This is a genomic window from Actinotignum sp. UMB0459, from assembly GCF_051905915.1.
Lineage (GTDB): Bacteria > Actinomycetota > Actinomycetes > Actinomycetales > Actinomycetaceae > Actinotignum > Actinotignum sanguinis.
This window is the reverse complement of record NZ_JBQAIK010000001.1, coordinates 1-18,833: the sequence shown is the minus strand read 5'-3', so window position 1 is coordinate 18,833 and position 18,833 is coordinate 1. Positions and strand designations below refer to the sequence as shown.

At 60.5% G+C, this 18,833-nt stretch carries 14 protein-coding genes and 1 tRNA gene; 1 reads left to right on the top strand and 14 read right to left on the bottom strand.

Annotation, left to right across the window (positions count from 1 at the left end; genetic code table 11):
• Positions 1–8: 8 nt before the first annotated feature.
• The 12 genes from ACTFPK_RS00075 to ACTFPK_RS00020 form a co-directional block, all read right to left on the bottom strand.
• A complete protein-coding gene (locus tag ACTFPK_RS00075) occupies positions 9–1,064 on the bottom strand; it encodes a TerC/Alx family metal homeostasis membrane protein (RefSeq protein ID WP_284898536.1) in 1,056 nt (351 codons plus the stop codon).
• Between the two features lie 260 nt (positions 1,065–1,324).
• Complete coding sequence (gene uvrB / locus ACTFPK_RS00070; protein WP_274734403.1) at positions 1,325–3,403, bottom strand: excinuclease ABC subunit UvrB; 2,079 nt, start codon at positions 3,401–3,403, stop codon at positions 1,325–1,327.
• Positions 3,404–3,557: 154 nt separating this feature from the next.
• Entirely contained in the window at positions 3,558–4,433 is an 876-nt protein-coding gene (locus ACTFPK_RS00065; RefSeq protein WP_274734404.1) for a D-hexose-6-phosphate mutarotase, read from the bottom strand.
• A gap of 75 nt (positions 4,434–4,508) precedes the next feature.
• Positions 4,509–5,855, bottom strand: coding sequence for a gluconate:H+ symporter (locus ACTFPK_RS00060; protein WP_274734406.1), 1,347 nt, complete (start codon positions 5,853–5,855; stop codon positions 4,509–4,511).
• Positions 5,856–6,028: 173 nt separating this feature from the next.
• Positions 6,029–6,709 (bottom strand): dephospho-CoA kinase, encoded by a 681-nt coding sequence (gene coaE / locus ACTFPK_RS00055; protein ID WP_311373453.1) that lies wholly within the window; start codon positions 6,707–6,709, stop codon positions 6,029–6,031.
• Positions 6,710–6,812: 103 nt separating this feature from the next.
• Positions 6,813–8,297, bottom strand: coding sequence for a 30S ribosomal protein S1 (gene rpsA, locus ACTFPK_RS00050; protein WP_126134943.1), 1,485 nt, complete (start codon positions 8,295–8,297; stop codon positions 6,813–6,815).
• Between the two features lie 193 nt (positions 8,298–8,490).
• A complete protein-coding gene (gene polA, locus ACTFPK_RS00045) occupies positions 8,491–11,169 on the bottom strand; it encodes a DNA polymerase I (RefSeq protein ID WP_274734408.1) in 2,679 nt (892 codons plus the stop codon).
• Positions 11,170–11,286: 117 nt separating this feature from the next.
• Complete coding sequence (locus ACTFPK_RS00040; RefSeq protein ID WP_274734414.1) at positions 11,287–11,904, bottom strand: ANTAR domain-containing response regulator; 618 nt, start codon at positions 11,902–11,904, stop codon at positions 11,287–11,289.
• 211 nt (positions 11,905–12,115) lie between these two features.
• Positions 12,116–12,197: transfer RNA gene (locus tag ACTFPK_RS00035), tRNA-Leu, on the bottom strand.
• A gap of 219 nt (positions 12,198–12,416) precedes the next feature.
• The gene (gene pyk, locus ACTFPK_RS00030; protein ID WP_126134945.1) at positions 12,417–13,847 is read right to left on the bottom strand and encodes a pyruvate kinase; all 1,431 of its coding nucleotides are present in this window, start codon (positions 13,845–13,847) and stop codon (positions 12,417–12,419) included.
• Positions 13,848–13,977: 130 nt separating this feature from the next.
• Positions 13,978–15,000 (bottom strand): prolipoprotein diacylglyceryl transferase, encoded by a 1,023-nt coding sequence (gene lgt, locus ACTFPK_RS00025; RefSeq protein ID WP_274734409.1) that lies wholly within the window; start codon positions 14,998–15,000, stop codon positions 13,978–13,980.
• Entirely contained in the window at positions 14,997–15,893 is an 897-nt protein-coding gene (locus ACTFPK_RS00020; protein ID WP_274734410.1) for a hypothetical protein, read from the bottom strand. Before ACTFPK_RS00020 ends, lgt begins: the two co-directional genes overlap by 4 nt.
• 98 nt (positions 15,894–15,991) lie before the next feature.
• Here ACTFPK_RS00020 and ACTFPK_RS00015 point away from each other — a divergent pair, with 98 nt between their 5' ends.
• Positions 15,992–16,585: a hypothetical protein gene (locus ACTFPK_RS00015; RefSeq protein ID WP_274734411.1), complete on the top strand. Its 594-nt coding sequence runs from the start codon at positions 15,992–15,994 to the stop codon at positions 16,583–16,585.
• Here ACTFPK_RS00015 and ACTFPK_RS00010 read toward each other — a convergent pair.
• Together ACTFPK_RS00010 and pafA are read right to left on the bottom strand one after the other, a co-directional pair.
• Positions 16,582–17,466 (bottom strand): FKBP-type peptidyl-prolyl cis-trans isomerase, encoded by an 885-nt coding sequence (locus ACTFPK_RS00010; protein ID WP_274736534.1) that lies wholly within the window; start codon positions 17,464–17,466, stop codon positions 16,582–16,584. The two genes, ACTFPK_RS00015 and ACTFPK_RS00010, sit on opposite strands and share 4 nt — an antisense overlap.
• On the bottom strand, positions 17,463–18,833 hold a 1,371-nt coding region (pafA, locus tag ACTFPK_RS00005), incomplete at its 5' end, for a Pup--protein ligase (protein ID WP_274734046.1). The genes ACTFPK_RS00010 and pafA, both read right to left, overlap by 4 nt.

Genomic DNA, 18,833 nt, shown 5'->3' with positions numbered 1-18,833 from the left:
CGTTGTGCTTAGCGGGCGCTGTTGCCAGTTGCGCCGTCGTCGTCGTTCTTCTCTTTACGCGCAAGGGACCGCGAGCGGAGCAGGGACGCCACCACCGTCACCACGATAATGACAACGATAACGAGCAGTGAGCTCAGCGGCGTGAACTCGAAGAAGCCTGCGGCGATATCGTAATGGTGCAGCGCCTCGAAAATGAGTTTGAAACCGATGAAGGCGAGGATAGCTGCCAGGCCGAAGTGCAGGTACACGAGGCGCTCCAGCAGCCCATCCACCAGGAAGAACATCTGCCGCAGGCCCATGAGGGCGAAGGCATTAGCCGCGAAAATAATGAAGGGCTCGGTGGTGAAACCGAAGGAAGCCGGGATGGAATCCAGGGCGAACATAAGATCAATCCCGCCGATGGCAATAATGCATAGCAGCAGCGGGGTGATATAGCGTTTGCCCTCGCGCTTCACGATGTAGTGATCGCCGTGGTAATCCTCGGCCACCGGGAGGGTACGGCGCGCCAGGCGCACGAAGAAATTATCGGCTTCCTCGCCCGTCGGCTCGCTATTCGAGAGGCCTTCTTTGACCTGGGAGAACGCGGTCCACAGCAGGAATGCACCGAAGAGGAAGAAGGACCAGGCCAGGGATTCCACAATGACTTTACCCAGCAGAATAAAGAGGAAACGCAGGCACAGCGCGATAACAATGCCCCAGAACAGCACTTTCTGCTGGAGGGCACGGGGCACCGCGAAGGAACCCATAATAATGATGAAGACGAAGATATTATCGACGGAGAGCGAATATTCCACGCCCCAGACGCTGAAGAATTGCAATCCGAAGGTATCCCCGTGGCGCCACCACAGGTATCCGCCCAGGCAAACGGCCAGGAAAATGTAGAAGAGCAGGAAACCTGCCGATTCTTTCATGCTGGGTTCATGCGGTTTACGCACGTGGGATAGCAGATCAAAGGCAAAAATACCGATAACAACGACGAATAGCAGAATCCACTCGGCCATATGGACCGACATCTGCTCGGGTGTGCTCGTAAGCGGGAGCAAACCCGTGGCATATGAAAGCATGCAATACCCTCCGGATGGAATGACCGGAGGTCTCTTCCCACCCGCCACGCGCCTAGCTGCGGCAGGTCTCCGATCCGGACGACCCGGGTGGGTCTCGTGTTGACGAATCGGTGGTTGACGGGAATACTCCCCTCCACGAGTGCACACTTTACACGATGGAAAGCACCGCCGAGCCGCATTTCATGCGCGGCTCGCGTGCCGAGCGGAGGCGCCTGCGGGTGCTAGTGCGGGGGCTCAGGCGCGTTTCCCGCGCGGGCATTTTACTTTTGTGCCTGCTGGGAATGCCACAACTCGCTTTTTAGGTCTTTGATTTCATCGCGGTAACGCGCCGCGAGCTCAAATTGGAGCTGTTCTGCGGCCGCGTGCATCTGCGCGGTGAGCTCGGTGATGAGCTCACGCAGCTCTTTCCCGCCCTGCGCGCGGGCAATTTCCGCTTCCGAGGCCCGCGCCTGGGCATGCGCGGGCTCTTGGCGATACCCGCCGGCGAGCAGCTGCTCGGTATCCACATCTTCCCGGGCGAGCATATCGGTCACGTCCGCAATCCGTTTGCGCAGCGGTTGCGGATCGATCCCGTGCTCGCGGTTGTAGGCAAGCTGCTTCTCCCGGCGCCGATTCGTTTCATCAATAGCCTGCTGCATATTGGGGGTAATGCTATCTCCGTACATATGCACTTCCCCGGAGACGTTACGGGCCGCGCGCCCGATGGTCTGGATAAGTGAGGTGGTCGAACGCAAAAAGCCCTGCTTATCAGCATCGAGGATGGCCACGAGGGAAACTTCGGGAAGATCCAGTCCCTCACGCAGCAGGTTAATACCCACGAGCACATCGAATTTGCCGAGGCGCAATTCCCGCAGCAGCTCCACGCGGCGCAGGGTATCCACATCCGAATGCAGATACTCCACCCGCACCCCGCGATCCGCCAGGTACGCGGTGAGATCCTCAGCCATTTTCTTCGTGAGAGTAGTGACGAGCACTCGCTCATCACGTTCGGCCCGCACCCGCACTTCCTCGAGGAGGTCATCGATCTGACCTTCGGTGGGCTTGACTTTAATAAGCGGATCCACCAAACCGGTGGGTCGAATAATTTGTTCGACGACGCCGTCCGCTTGCTCAAGTTCATATTTGCCAGGTGTCGCGGATAGGTACACGGTCTGGCCGATGCGATCAAGGAATTCCTCCCATTTGAGAGGGCGGTTATCCATGGCGGAAGGCAGTCGGAAGCCGTACTCCACGAGGGTGCGTTTACGCGACATATCTCCCTCGTACATGGCCCCAATTTGGGGCACCGTCACATGGGATTCATCAAGGATAAGGAGGAAATCATCGGGGAAGTAATCGAGGAGCGTATTGGGGGCGGTACCCGGCCCGCGCCCGTCAATATGCCGCGAATAGTTCTCAATACCGGAGGTTGTTCCAATATTGCGCATCATCTCAATGTCATAACTGGTGCGCATTTCCAGGCGCTGCGCCTCAAGGAGCTTGTTATGCGCACGCAAGTATTCGAGGCGTTCGGCTAGTTCTTCCTCAATGGAACGGATAGCGCGTTCCATCCGCTCGGGCCCGGCCACGTAATGGGAGGCCGGGAACACATGCGCGGTATCAGTGCGTTGAATAACATTCCCGGTGAGCGGGTGGAGCAGCGAGATCCCGTCAATCTCATCACCGAAGAATTCAATGCGGATAGCCAATTCTTCATACACCGGGATGATTTCCACGGTATCGCCCCGCACCCGGAAAGTGCCGCGCGTAAAGGCAATATCGTTGCGGGTGTATTGCATGGAGACGAAGGTGCGCAGCAGCTCGTCGCGATCCAGGTGCTGACCCACGTGGAGTTGCACCATACGATCAACATATTCCTGCGGGGTACCCAGGCCGTAAATACAGGAAACGGAGGCCACTACCACGGTATCCCGCCGGGTGAGGAGTGAATTGGTGGCTGAGTGGCGCAGGCGCTCTACCTCATCGTTAATGGAAGAATCTTTTTCGATAAAGGTATCGGTTTGAGGAACGTAAGCTTCCGGCTGGTAGTAATCGTAATAGGAGACGAAGTATTCCACCGCGTTATTCGGCATAAGCTCACGGAATTCCGCTGCCATTTGCGCGGCCAAGGTTTTATTCGGCTCCATAATAAGCGTGGGGCGCTGTACCTGTTCAATGAGCCAGGCGGTGGTGGCCGATTTTCCGGTGCCGGTGGCTCCCAGCAGCACCACGTCTTTTTCACCGTCGTTAATACGGCGGGTGAGTTCGGCAATCGCGGCGGGCTGATCTCCCGAAGGGCGGTACTCGGAAATAACCTCGAAAGGCTTATCGCTGCGCACAATCTCAGAATCAAGAGCCATAGTGGCGAGCTTACTAGCCTCGCCCGGCTCGCGGTACGAAATACGCCAGCGGCCGGACAGGTACCCGAGGTTATGGTCGAGTTGCTGTCCGGCCGCTGGGCGCCGTCGTTATCCCACGTATTGAGCGTGGCGAGAACCGGCGTTGAGCTACACACTAGCCGAGGTGCTCCACGGTGGCGTGCAGGGTGAGCGTGGCGCTCTCCCCCGGGGCAAGCTGCGGGGCGCCTTCGCGCACTCGAGTTGCTTCCACGCACACAAAATGCTTCCAGGCATCATCGGGCATATCCGCATTCGCGGCCGAGCCCTTCGTACCCGGGTTCCACACCACCGATTTATCGGATTCTTCCGAGCGCAGGGTGATCTTGCGGTGTCCGCCCGCGTCCACGAGCACGATATCGCCCGCGAAGGGGTAGAAACGATCAACGGTCTGGCCTGCGAGTTCCTCAAAGGGGCCGGCCGGGAGCTGCGCGTTATCGGCAAGGCGATCAATACCGCCCTCCTCGATGCCTTCAATACGAAGGGCCTGCGCATCCACCGCCCAGTAGGCGTGGAGGGCCAGCTCCGGGGTGATCGTTTCGGTGCCGGTATTGGTGGCGCTCAGCCGCACCCAAAAATCACTGCCCAGGTGCACGGTGTAGCTGAGCTGAAGAGAATCAGCCAGCTCACCGCCCAGGGCACTGCCCGCGAGGGTGAAGTTCGCCTCCACCGCGGTGGCATCGCCGCGCACGGATTCGAGGGTCCAGTCCTGGATACGAGCCCAGCCGTGCAGGCCGTTATCCGAAGGCCCGAACCACGGGGCTACCACCGGGATACCGCCCCGGATAGGAGTGCCCTGCGTGAGGCCGGATAGCTCGCTCATGTAGAGGACGTCCTCGAAGCCAGCCGGTTTCCAGGAAGCAACGTGGGCGCCGTAGGGGAAAACGGTACCGGATACGGTATCCGTGTTAATCTCCAGCGCGCTCAGGTCCCCACGGGTGACGAGGCTGACGCCGGCGATAGCTTGCTCGGCAAAGGGAATGCTCTGCGTCATGTGTACTCCTTGATTTTCTTGTAATTGTGCGATGCGGGCGACCATACCGGCCGCCCGCACCCGCCTACTCATGCTCTAGCCGAAGAACGGCGAGAGGCACATTACGTACGCCAGCGAAACCAGCGAACCGGAGGCGAGCAGGCCGCCCCATGTCTTCAGAGTGTCCTTGATGGACAGGTCGAAGTATTCCTTGAAGAGCCAGAAGGAGGCGTCATTAATGTGGGTCATGAAGTTGGAGCCCGCGGCGGTGGCGAGTACGAGCAGCGTGGGATCCACGCCCGCCTGCATGACGCCGGTGGCCGGGTCGATAACAGCCGCACCGATAATGGACGCGGCGGTCATGGCGGACACCACGCCCTGGCCGGTGGCCAGACGGATAAGAACCGTAATGAACCAAGCCATGATGTACGGCGATACCGCGCCCGCGCTCATGAACCCACCGATGTAATCGCCGATGCCGGAGTCAATAACAACCTGTTTGAAGGCGCCACCGGCACCGATAATCATGACAACGCCGGCGATAATCGACACGGCCTTATTGAACTTGTCCATAACCCATTCGCCCTTGTGCCCACGCTGAATACCGAAGAGCAACATGGCGAGCACCAGCGCCACGGACATGGCAACCGGGGAGGAACCAAAGAAGTTGAGCCACTGGCCCAGCAGGGATTCTTTATCCACCCAAATATTGGCGATGGTCACGGAGATCATGATGATGGCCGGGCTGAGCGGCACGATGAGGGAAACGAAGAAGGACGGCGGATTGACCGCGGCTTCCTTATCATCCGCATCGCCGGACATGAACTTCGGCACCGGGCGTTCGAGGTTGCCGAGCACCTTGGGAAGCAGCACGCCGCCCACGATCACCCAGAGGATTGCCATGGGAATACCGAGGAGGTAAACCATGCCGGCGTCCGCGTGGTACTGATCAATGAGCGCCACCGGGCCGGGCTGCGGCGGGAAGATAGAGTGAGCAACCGTGGTGGCGCATACGGCGGGAATAGCCAGGCGCAGCCACGGAACCTTCGCTTCTTGAGCAATGGAAATAACGAGCGGAGCGATCATCAAGAAGGCGACTTCGTAGAACATCGCCAGGCCGAAAATAAGACCGATAATGATGACCGCGATACGCACGAAGCGCAGTCCAAAGCGGCGGATGAGCCCCGATGCCAGCACGTGAGACGCACCGGAGTCCACCATGAGGCGGCCGATAACTGCACCGAAAACAACGATAATGGCGAGCGAACCCAGCGTAGAACCAAAACCGGTGGTGACGGTCTTGAGGGTTTCCATCGGGCCCATGCCATTGCACAGTGCCACCACAACGGCGGCGAGCAAGAGTGCAAGCATCGAATTCACCTTGAAAACGATGTTGAGCACCAGCATCAACGCAATGCCCACGAGCAGCCAAACAATTGGCATAGCTTTTTAACCTCTCAATTTTTAGGCCCCATCGCCGCGCATCGTTGCTTCGTGGCGACGAGACGTACCATATAGCGAAACGGTCATTTCACTATTTGTAAATGGTACTCCCTCTTACGCTGAGAGTAAACACGGAACGGGTCACGTTTTTACTTGCTTTTACCTTGAGTTTTCTACGACGACGCCGGCGCCTGCGGCGCCACCAGCCACCTATCCGCGCACTCGGCAACGAGCTTTTCCAGATCCTCACGTGTTCCTGCATTATGAATCCAGATATGAGCGAGGGCCCGGCGGGCCTCATCATCAGCCTGGGTGTGCATCCTGGCCCGTGCATCCGCTTCGCTCATTCCCCGGCCCCGCAGGTGCTCCAGGCGCTTTTCTTCCGGTGCGGAGACGATCATCACGCAATCGACCTCGCGATCACCGCGGGTTTCTACCAGGAGGGGTACATCGTAAACGGCCAGCTGGCCCGGGTGTGCGCTAGCGAGGATCTCCCGAGCCCGCGCGATGATAGCGGGATGGGTGAGGACTTCGAGCCGGTGACGGGCCGCCGGGTTGGAGAAGATATGCGCGGCGAGGGCGGCGCGGTTGAGGGCACCGTCGTCGTTTAAAATACCCGAACCGAAATCGGTGGCGAGTTGCGCGAGGACTGAACTACCCGGGGCGGTGACCTCCCGGGCAAGTGCGTCCGCATCGGCAATAAGCGCGCCGCGCTCACGCAGCACGCGAGTGACCGTGGATTTGCCGGCGCCGATTCCACCGGAGACGGCCACCCGCAGGGCACGCCCGCTGGGATAGGAGAAGGTGCGTAGCTGCTGTGCGCTGGCTGCGCCAACTCTTAATTCTTTCACCATCCCAGCTTAACAATGCGTCCCGCGGAAAGAAAACGCCGCCGGCGCTCCCCCCGAAGAGGCACGCCGGCGGCGTTACTAGGTGCTACCAGCGGTAGCGTATGCCTTAGTTGTTGGTCAGCTTCTCGCGCAGGGCCGCGAGAGCTTCATCCGCATCCGAGTCGAGCGAGCCGCTCGGTTCGGAAGTGGAGCTGTAGCTGGCCGGGATATCCGCGGCCGGTTCTGCGGCGGCAGCAGCCTGGGCGCCGGCAGCAGCATCGGCTTCGAGCGCGGCAGCAACCTGGGCCTTGTGCGCTTCCCAACGGGCCTGGGCCTGGGCGTATTCGTTCTCCCATGCCTCGCGCTGAGCTTCGTAACCTTCGAGCCATTCGTTCGATTCGGGATCGAAGCCTTCGGGGTACTTGTAATTGCCGTTTTCGTCGTAATCAGCGGCCATGCCGTAGAGCGAAGGATCGAAGTCCTGGGAGTTCGGATCCACGCCTTCGTTGGCCTGCTTGAGGGAAAGCGAAATACGACGGCGATCCAGATCGATATCGATGACCTTGACGAAGACGTCGTCGCCCACCTTGACAACCTCTTCCGGGGTGTCGATGTGGCGCGAAGCCAGTTCGGAGATGTGGACGAGGCCTTCGATGCCGTCCTCCACGCGCACGAAAGCGCCGAAGGGAACGAGCTTGGTCACGCGACCCGGAACGATCTGGCCGATCGCGTGGGTGCGAGCGAAGGACTGCCAGGGATCTTCCTGGGTGGCCTTGAGGGAAAGCGAGACACGCTCGCGGTCCATATCAACATCGAGAACTTCCACGGTGACGGGCTGGCCGACTTCGACAACCTCGGACGGGTGGTCAATGTGCTTCCAGGAAAGTTCGGAAACGTGGACGAGGCCGTCCACACCGCCGAGGTCCACAAAGGCACCGAAGTTGACGATGGAGGACACGAAGCCTTCGCGCACCTGGCCCTTCTGGAGCTGGTGCAGGAATTCGCCACGAGCCTGGGACTGGGATGCTTCCAGCCACGCGCGGCGGGAAAGAACCACGTTATTGCGGTTCTTATCGAGTTCGATGATCTTCGCCTCAAGCTCGCGGCCGATGTAGGGCTGCAGATCGCGCACGCGGCGCATTTCAACGAGCGAAGCGGGAAGGAAGCCGCGCAGCCCGATATCAACAATCAGACCGCCCTTGACAACTTCAATGACAGTGCCGGTAACGACGCCATCAGCTTCCTTGACCTTCTCGATTTCAGCCCAGGCGCGTTCGTACTGTGCGCGCTTCTTCGAGAGGAGGAGGCGGCCTTCCTTGTCTTCCTTCTGGAGGACAAGGGCTTCTACCTGGTCGCCAATTTCGACGACATCATCAGGGTTGACATCGTGCTTGATCGAAAGTTCCTTGGAGGGAATAACACCCTCGGTTTTGTAGCCAATGTCGAGCAACACTTCGTCATGGTCGACCTTGACAACGGTTCCTTCGACGAGGTCACCATCGTTAAAGTACTTGATCGTCTTATCGACGGCGGCAATAAGTTCTTCCTCGGAGCCGATATCGTTGACGGCAATCTCGGGGAGAGTCGAAGACTCGGGGGTGGTATTAGTCATTAACTGATAACTTCCGGACACTATTGTGAATATTTGCTTGGGACCGATGGATATCGGCCAGTGTGGCGGGTGCTCACACCAGTTCTCCATACTACGCGGAAAAGCCTAGCTCATGCAAGGCATCCGGGTCCTGAAGCTACGGAGTGTGAGCGCCCCGATCTAGTGCGCGGCTAGGTGCGCACTTAATGCGCGGCTAGTGCGCGGCCTCGCGCCAATTTGGGCCGTATCCCACACCCACCGAGAGAGGCACCCGCAGCTGTGCTGCCCCGGCCATTTTTCGGCGCACGATTTCCTCCGCTGCCTCGTGCTCACCGGGCGCCACTTCCAGCACAAGTTCGTCATGGACTTGGAGGAGGACTCGGCTGCGCAGCCCCGCCTCGCGCAGCGCTTCCACCACGGCCACCATCGCGATCTTGATGATATCCGCCGCGCTGCCCTGGATGGGAGCGTTAAGAGCCATGCGTTCGGAGGCCTCGCGCAGCTGCCTGTTCGTGGAGCGTAGCTCGGGAAGATAGCGCCGCCGCCCCAGCAGCGTTTGGGTATAGCCGTCTTGGCGGGCTTTCGCCACGAGGGAATCGAGGTAATCACGTACGTTCCCAAAGCGCGCGAAGTAGGCGTCCATGAGTTCTTGAGCATCATGGGCTGAAATATGGAGCTGACGGGAAAGCCCGTAAGCAGAAAGCCCGTAGGCCAGCCCGTAGCTCATCGCTTTAATACGGGAACGTTGTTCGCTACTCACCTCGCTTTCGGGAATCCCGAAGACGAGGGATGCTACCGAGGAATGCAGGTCTTCGCCCTCGTTAAAGGCGGTGATCAGCGCTTCATCGCCGGAAAGCGAGGCCATGATCCGCATTTCGATCTGCGAGTAATCCGCGGTCATCAGCGCCGCATAGCCTTCGGAAGGAATAAAAGCAGAGCGGATCTGGAGACCTTCGGCCGTGCGCGCGTGAATATTTTGAAGATTCGGGTCGGTAGAAGAAAGCCGCCCGGTGGCAGCTACCGCCTGCTGGTAGGTAGTGTGGATTTTTCCGTCCGCCCGGGTGTTACGCTGCAAGCCCTCGACGGATTGCCGCAATTTAATGGCGTCGCGGTGTTCGAGGAGCGCCCCGAGGAATTGTGTTCCGGCCACGGCTTTATCGTCCTCGCGCGCGGCGATGCGCACCGCAAGATCGGCCAGCGCTTCCGCATTCGTGGTGTACCCAGATTTGGTTTTCCGGGTGGTGGGCAAGCCGAGTTCCTCGAAAAGCACCCCCTGTAATTGCTTGGGGCTGGAAAGATTGACTTCGTGGCCGATGGCATCATAAGCGAGCCGGGCCGCGGCTTCCACGCGCCCATCGAAATCTTTTCGCAGTTTTTCTAGGTAGGGAGAATCCACGGCAATACCGGTGTCCTCCATCTGCGCGAGCGTGCGAGCCACGTCCATTTCCAGGTCGAGCAGAGCGCCATCCTCGCCGCGCATGTTCAATTCCCCGAGCAACTTATCGGAGAGCGGGCCGAGGAGTGCGGCGCGCTCGGCCAAAGGATCGGCCTGTCCGTCCAGCCCGGGCAGCACTCCCCCGTCCCCCAAATCAACGCCGAGGTGCCGCAGCGCAAGATCGCCGAGGTCATAACTGCGCTGATCGGGATAGAGAAGGTAGGCGCACAGCACGGTATCACGTACGACGCCGCGCAATTCGACGCCCTGCCCCCGCACCCGATGCCAGGCTTCTTTGGCGCCGTGCACCACCTTCGGGGCATCAGATTCCAGCCAGGCACGCACCTGGGCGGTATCGTCGTCGTTCATAGTGTGAGTATCGAGCAGGAGTGCGGCCGTTGCCGTTCCAATCGCCAGTGCCTCCACGCTCCCCGCACCCGGACTAGCCGGGCCCGCCAGTTCAAGACCGTACACCGGCGCATCGGAGTGCCGGGCGAGCCATTCGCGTACCCCGGATGTGGTGATCTCCAGGCCGGTGAGGGTAAAACCGGCACTCGTATCGGTTTCGGTGGTGCCGTCACGTGCCGGTAATTCTGCCAGGACGCGCCCGCGTAGAGTGTCAAAATCAAGAGTGTCAAAAAGCTCGTGTAACGCTTCTCGTTCCACTCCGCGCGGGCGGAATTCCTCAAGGTTCTCTCCGATAGGAAGGTCACGCACGAGGGTATTGAGGGAGCGATTCTGGCGAACCTGATCCAGGTGCTCGCGCAAAGAGGTACCAACTTTTCCGCCGATATCATCCGCGCGGCTGAGAATAGTATCGAGGTCACCGTAGGTGGCCAGCCATTTTGCCGCGGTTTTCGGGCCGACCCCGGGGACTCCGGGAATATTATCGGCGCCCTCTCCCACGAGTGCAGCCAGGTCAGCATAACGTTCGGGGCGCACCCCGGTTTTCTTTTCGATACCGGCCGGGTCGAGAGCCTGCATGGCCGAACGCGGCATGGGATAGAGCACGGTGGTGTGCTCGTCAACGAGCTGGTAAGAGTCTTTGTCACCGGAGGCGATATAGACATCCGCTCCCTCTTCTACGGCGCGACGCGAGAGGGTGGCGATAATATCGTCGGCTTCGTAGTCCTCATAGGTAAGCCAGGTAATGCCGCAGACATCAAGAACGTTTTTAATAACATCGATTTGTCCGGCGAATTCTACCGGTGTGGGGGCCCGGCCTCCCTTATAGTCCGGATAGACGCGGGTGCGGAATGTTCCTCCCGGCAGGTCAAAGGCCACGGCGATGTAATCGGGGTGGTAATCACCAATGATTTTAAGCAGGGTGGAGAGGAAACCGTAAACCGCATTGGTGTACTGCCCGCGATCGGTGAGGAAATTCTCTGCCCGCAGGGCATAGAAGGCGCGGAACGCCATGGAATGGCCGTCAACAAGAAGGAATTTTTTTTCACTCACCCCTCTAGCCTACGCGAGATAGCAAGCAGGCGCCCACCGGAGATCCGGTGAGCGCCTGGCTGCACGAGTATGGAATGATCAGCGCGAGCTCAGCCGCGCCATGCGTGCACCTGGTGGCTAATTACGCCCGCCTACCTGTTCAATCACAGCATCGGCCACTTCGCGCATAGTGAGGCGCCGATCCATCGAGGTCTTTTGAATCCAGCGGAAAGCTTCCGGTTCGGTCAGGCCCATCTGCGATTCCAGCAAGCCCTTAGCCCGATCCACCCGCTTGCGGGTTTCAAATTGCTCGGCCATGGTGGACACTTCGTTTTCGAGCGCTTCGATTTCCTGATTACGCGAGACCGCGATTTCTACCGCGGGAATGAGATCAGCGGGCGTGAACGGCTTGACCACATAGGCCATCGCTCCGGCGTCCCGTGCGCGCTCCACCAGGTCACGCTGCGAGTAGGCGGTGAGCATGACGATGGCCACGCGGTGTTCTTCCAGAATGCGATCCGCTGCGGTAATGCCGTCCATCCCCGGCATCTTCACATCCATGACAATAAGATCCGGTTCGAGTTCACCGGCTAGTTCAATAGCGGATTCGCCATCGCCAGCTTCCCCGACAACCTCATACCCGGCATCTTCCAGTGTTTCAACGATATCGAGGCGAATGAGAGTTTCATCTTCAACGACAAGAACCCGAATAGCTTCTTTGTTCTCCGCGGATTGCGCCGCTGCGTCCTTGGCCATCATGACCCCTTCGACCGGCATGCCGGATAGATTGAACCAATGTACTGCGTGCGATGTTGCACCTGCATCCACACTGAAGTGTTCTCTGACCTTTGAGAGAATGATGACCGGCAACGGGATTCACGCGCCCCTTACCATGCTGTCAGACTGCGCGGTGCAGAGCAAACACCGGGACAGAGATTCCCAGCGAACTTCAAGGTTATCGCCGCGGTGCTCCCGGAGGGACTCGAACCCTCACGCCTTGCGGCGCTGCATTTTGAGTGCAGTGTGTCTACCAATTCCACCACAGGAGCTTACGCGTGTGCTGACATTACCAGCGGGATCACCAGGATCACCGCGGGTGATTGTGCAAACGCAGAGAATATTTCACCATACCCGCCACCAAATTTCAAATGAGGTGACGCAGAAAGTTGGAATGGGAGCGGGTGCCCGCCCGACCTATGCCGGCAGGCACCCGCTCGCCTTTCCTGTGCTAGCCGCGCATCCGGCACGCCTAGCGCAGTTCGCGAGTTTTAGGCAACGCCCGTTTCTTCACCGATCTTGTGAACACGCAGGGTGTTGGTGGAGCCGGCTACGCCCGAAGGCATCCCGGCCACGATCACCACGCGGTCACCGACCTGGGCGCGGCCCAGTTCGAGAAGGCGGTCTTCTACCTGCTGCACCATCTCATCCGTGGTGGCAGCGGAGTGATCCACCGTGTAGGTTTCGCTACCCCACAGCACGGCGAGCTGATTGCGCACCTTCTCCGAGGGAGTGAAGTTGATAATGGGCAGGCGGGAACGGTTGCGGGCCACGCGGCGGGCGGTATGCCCGGTTTCCGTAAAGACCACAACGGCCTTGACGCCCAGCGCTTCACCGATGTCCAGCGCGGAGCGGGTGAGAACGCCGTTGCGGGTGCGATGCAGGGAAGAGAGCTGCGGGATCTGCTCCAGGCCGTGTTCCTCCGTGTAGGAAACGATAGAGGCCATGGTCCGCACACATTCGATCGGGTAGAGACCCACCGAGGTTTCCCCGGAAAGCATAACGGCATCCGCACCATCCAAAATGGCGTTGGCGCAGTCAGAGGCCTCAGCGCGGGTAGGCCGCGGGTTCTGGATCATGGATTCGAGAACCTGGGTGGCGAGAATGACCGGCTTGGCGCGCTTGCGGGCCAGCGAAATGGCTTCCTTCTGCACCAGCGGAACCTGCTCAAGGGGCAGTTCCACGCCGAGGTCACCGCGGGCGACCATAATGCCGTCGAAGGCCTGGACAATATCATCCAGGTTGGCAACCGCCTGCGGCTTTTCGATCTTGGCGATAACGGGGAGGCGAATACCCTCTTCGTCCATGATGCGGTGGACATCGTCAATATCCTTGGCATCACGCACGAAGGAAAGTGCGATGAGATCCGCGCCGTAGTTGAGGCCCCAACGCAGGTCCTCTTCGTCCTTTTCGGACATGGCGGGAACGGACACCGCCACGCCGGGAAGATTAATACCCTTGTTATTGGAAACAGGGCCGGGGACCTCCACGCGGGTGACCACGTCAGTGCCGTCCACAACTTCCACAACGCGCACGGAAACCTTGCCGTCGTCAATCAAGAGCACATCACCGGGGTTGCAATCGCCCGCCAAGCCCTTGAAGGTGGTGGAGCAAATATCCTTCGTGCCGGGGATATCGCGGGTGGTAATGGTGAAGGTATCGCCCACGTTCAGCTGGACCGGGCCTTCGGCAAAACGGCCGAGGCGGATCTTCGGGCCTTGCAAGTCAACGAGTACCGCAACCGGGGTACCCAGTTCCTTCGCGGCGGCGCGCACATTATCAATGCGCTTTTCGTGTTCTTCATGCGAACCGTGGGAGGCGTTAATACGCGCCACGTTCATGCCGGCTTTAACAAGTTCAAGGATTTGATCGTAGGTATCCGTAGCCGGACCCAACGTACACACAATTCTAGCTCTACGCATGTTTCCTATCTTACCCGAGCGCCCTGTTTCCCCATCGGGACTCAAGGCACTCGTCCTGGTAAATATGCACCGTTATAAGCCCCGCTAGCGGAGCTCATCTTTACGCTAGCGCACGGCTCGCGCAGCGGCGTCACCCGTTCACTGAGCGGTTACCCACGCCCTCGTCGGATTCGCTTGCCGCGGCGGCAGCATCACTATCGCGTGCGGCCCCGGGAGTCTCCATTTTTTCGGGCACGACGGCGGCCGCGCCGGCAGCGGCGGCGTCGTTCTGCGACATGTCAGTTCCCTCAGTTTCCGGCTCGGGGCGGGCCCGCAACCACACGTGATCGCGAGAAGAATCACGCAGGTAGGCGCGTCGCAGGATAAAGAGGGCGATGATCCCGCCGAGCAAAACGAGAAGCGATGTCCAAACGTTGAGACGCAGACCAGCAACGAGGTGCGCCGGATCGATACGCAGGTTTTCAATCCACACTCTGCCGAGAGTGTAAGCGATAACATATGCGGCAAAAAGCTGCCCGGCCACAAGGTGGAAGCGTTTTTCCAGGAGAAGGAGTACGACGGCGCCACCTAGGCACCACAGGGATTCATAGAGGAAGGTGGGGTGGAAGAGCTGGTCGGGTGGGAAACCGGCCGGGCGGTGTGCGGCATCGACTTCCAAACCCCACGGTAGTGCGGTGGGGCCGCCAAAAAGTTCTTGGTTGAAGTAGTTACCCAGGCGGCCGATGGCCTGGGCGATGAGAAGCCCCGGGGCAAGAGCATCCGCGAAAGGCAGGAGCCGGACGCCGTTGCGGCGGCACCCGATCCAGGCACCTACGCCGCCCAGCGCAACTGCACCCCAGATGCCCAGGCCGCCGCCACGCAGGTCAAAGACTCGCCACGGATCACGGCCCGGGCCGAAATACAGCTGGTAATCAGTGATCACGTGGTAGAGCCGCCCGCCGATAATCCCGAAAATAACCGCCCATAGCGCGATGGAAAGCGTGACGTCGCGGGTCGCGCCCTTCGCAACGTAGCGCCGCTCCGTCAGGGCATACGCGACGATAATCCCAATGACGATAGCAATCGCGTAGAACTTGATAGAGAGGGAAAATGCGGAGGTCTCGAAAAGCACCCATTCGGAGTGCTCGGGAGCCGGAATAGCTGTTGGTATCATCGTGTCCCTTCTTGTGCGTGGGCATGGGGCGGATGCCCGAGCCCGGGTGCCTGGGCGGTATATTCGGTCGCGTCAACGGCATGGTCGCTCACGTGCGCGATGCGTTCGGCCATGAGCAGCGCGGCCGGATGCCGCCCCGCGGTTGCCATGCGAGCCACAAGCCCGACCGGATCATCGGTTTCGAGGAGGGCCCGCCCTACGATAACGCACCCCGCACCGTGCCGCGCCGCGGTGAAAACATCTCGGGGACTACGCACCCCGCGCCGCACCACCCGCACGCAGGTGTAGGGCAACTGCTCGAAAAGCTGCGGATAATCTGTGACGGAACGCGAATCTGCGACGACGACGCGCGCCGCGCAGCCAATCGCACGAGTTATGTCACTTTCGGATTCCACTTCCAGGCAGGGTTCCATGCCGAGGGATCGCGCGCGTTCCACCAGTGCCTCGAGTTCCACATCGGAGAGGATGCGCGGGGTAAGCGACACAGCATCCGCGCCCGCCGCGCGCGCCCGCAAAAGCTGCACGGCGGAGACAGTGACATCGCGGTAGAGAAGCGGGCCCACTCCGATGGCGCGGGCGCGGCGCAGCGCCGGCAGGCCAAGCCCTCCGGGGATAACCGGTGCGGTCACGGAGATAGCAGCCGCTCCCCCGCCGCTCAACGCTTCCGTAAAGGCTTCGATATATTCCGGGGCGGGGGCAGGGTTTCCGTCCAGGCTGCGGATTTCCCCGATAACACCGATGGGACGCTGCGGACTGGGCGTGAGCGCACGGTAGAACTCGCGCGGTGCAGGAGCTGCCTGGACGGCGCGCCGCAGCGCATCACGCTCCTGGTCCGGGACCTGCCGAGCTGCGGCCCGCACCCGCTGTGCTACCTCATCAATAAACCATGCCACTGTGCCTCCCGCTCTCGGTGAGCTTCGCTCCGCGTGCCGGTTATGACATAGAGTACCCGCACGGGATGACAAAAATGACGCAGGAATAGGCGGGAGCAATGAAAGAAGGTGCGGACGGCCTGGATCTCCTTGCAGCCCTGGTGATTCGCGGGAACGGTAGGCGGATCTACGCCATTGACGGACGCAGCGGGGCGGGGAAAACCCAGCTATCGCGGGCCCTCGCGGCGCGACTACGGGAGAGCGGGCTGGCGGTCGAGATTCTTGAGGTGGAACGTTTCGTACCCGGATGGGACGGCTTGGCCCGTGGCGTGGAGCGGGTAGCCCGGGAGATTCTGGGGCCTTTTCTGAGTGGGGAAAGCGTGCGGGTGACACCGTGGAATTGGTATATGAGCTGCTACGATGCTCCGGTAACGGTGCCGGCTGATCAGTTCACCGAGGTGCTGCTGCTGGAAGGTTGCGGGGCGGCTTCCGCGGCCTGTGCCCCGCTATGCACGGCAACAATCTGGATGGAATGTGAGGATTCTCTCCGGCTGGCTCGGGTACGGGAGCGCGAAGGTGATCCGAGTGGCTGGTGGGATATGTGGGCCACCCAGGAGCGTGCGTTGCTCACAACAAGAGATGCCCCGGCCCTGGCACACGCGGTGGTGCGCTGGGATGCGGGGCAGCTACACGTGCAGATACGCGGCTCTTAGGCAGCCCCGGCACGAATCTGGGTGAGGGCCCGGCCCGTGGCCAAAATATCAACAATGGCAACGAGGTCGGTATCTCCGCGGGCTTGGCTGGCTGGAATAAGAATCATGACACGCGAACCTACCCGCTGATCAACTAAACCTTTGCGCATTCCATCCATGAGATCGCCCATAGCCGCGCGCACCGGCCCCGATGTCCAGCTGGAATCAACCGTTTGCCCATTCGGATCCACGAGGAAGTAGTTGAGCACAAGTTCGTCCGAGGCGGCTACCTGCTCACCGCGCCCGAGCACGAGCGGCACCACCGCGAATTCCGGAATGGGCCCGCCACCCCCGGTCAGCACGGGTGCCACGCCTTCGCCGCTTGCTAGCCCCGGCATTCCGGCCGGCGGCGTGGCCGGTGGAGGCGCTGACTCCCCGCGTGCATTTGTGTAGAGAATATCGACAATGACGATTTCTATCGCACCGGGATCTCCGGCAACTAATTCTTCTCGCTGGATGAGCAGGCGGCTGCCTTCCCGCTGCCCGCTGATGTAGGGGGCAAGTTCCCCCACTCCGGCTTGGCTCACGGTGGCGAGAGTGATCCCGCCGGTGGCAAAGCCTTCAACCGGAGCTTCGGTACGCGAGTCGAAGGAGGTAATGCGAGCGAGGACCGGGCTGCCTTCGGCCAGTTCCACCCCGTCTCCCGGGATGAGGACATCATGGCGCACTCCGTCAACATGGAGATTTCCACTCACGGAGATGGTCACGGGAGCTCCGAAAGCACCTGTAACATCCACGCTTCCGGGGGTGCCGGGCTCGCGGTGGCCGCTACAGCCCGCTAGCGCGGTAGCGGCCACCGCGAGGCCCGCCAAGATAGCTCGGTATCGCACGGGGTAGTTCACGCGGTGATCTCCTCGATAAGCGCCTCGACCTCGGGGTTTTCAGTGGCGAGTGGGTCGTTGAGGACCGCACTGGAATTCCCATTGGCCTCCATGAGGCGCAGGGTGGACCAGTCCACCGCCACATCGCGCCGGGCTTGCCGTGCAGCGGCCAGGAAACGCCCCCGCAGTGCGGCCCGGGTGGTGTGCGGCGGGGTCGTCATCGCTGCGGTGGCGCGTGCGGGCGCGATAACCCGGCGCAGAAGCCCGGATTCTTCCATCCGGTCGCGCAGACCTCCTTCGGTAATATCGTGATATGCCAAATCCAGGCGTGCCACGCGGGTATCGCAGAGTTTCGCCCCGGTGCGTTCCCGGTAGCGGGTGAGGAGGGCGAGTTTGGCAGCCCAGTCGATTTCGGTGGCAATAGCGCTCGGATCACGGCGTTCCACCGCGTCAATGGCGCGCTCCCACAGCTCGAGGAGATAGCGCCGGGTGGGGTCGAGCTCCGCCAGGTATCCTTTCCGATCCAGGTGGTTCAGCGCGGCTTCGTACATCCGCTGCTGTACCGAAATCGGATCGGTCAATCCACCACTGGCCAGTTCCAGATTCGCCCGCCCCGATAGGTCCGCGCCCGTGATCCGGATGGCGTGCATGGGGTCGGCGAGCTCCAGGTCCGGAAGGATAGCTCCTTCTTCCACGAGGGTGAGGAGAGCTTCGGTGGCCGCAACTTTGAGGCCGGTTGTTGCCTGGGAGATATTGGAATCCCCCACGATGACGTGCATGCGCCGATAGAGTTCCGCATCAGCGTGGGGTTCATCGCGGGTGTTGATCATGGGTCGGGACCGCGTGGACGCCGAAGAGATAGCCTCCCACATTTGGTGGGAGCGCTGGGAGAACTCATAGCGAACCTGCCCGTCTTCCCCGCGGTGCAGGCTACCGGCTCCCGCTACGATCTGCCTGGTCACGAAGAAGGGGATGAGCCGAGCAATGCGCTGGCGGTAGTCAGGGCGCCGGTGCACCATGTAGTTTTCGTGGCAGCCGAAAGAATGCCCCTCTGAATCAACATTGTTTTTCAGGAGGTGGATGGCCCCAGGTACGCCGTCGTCCTGTAGTTTTTCATTGGCGCGTTTCGCGAGCCGCGCAAAAATGAGTTCGCCGGCGCGGTCATGCGCGAGGAGATCGTCAATGTTGTCACATTCGGCCGTGGCATATTCCGGGTGTGCACCCACGTCCAGGTAGAGACGTGACCCGTTTTCTAGAAAAGTGTTCGTGGACCGATGCACGGCAACTACCGGCGCGAAGAGTCGCTGTGCGGATTCTTCGGCGTCCAGCGGTGGGCGTGTACCGCGCTGCGCCGCGCAGGTGATCCCGTACTCGGTCTCAATGCCCAT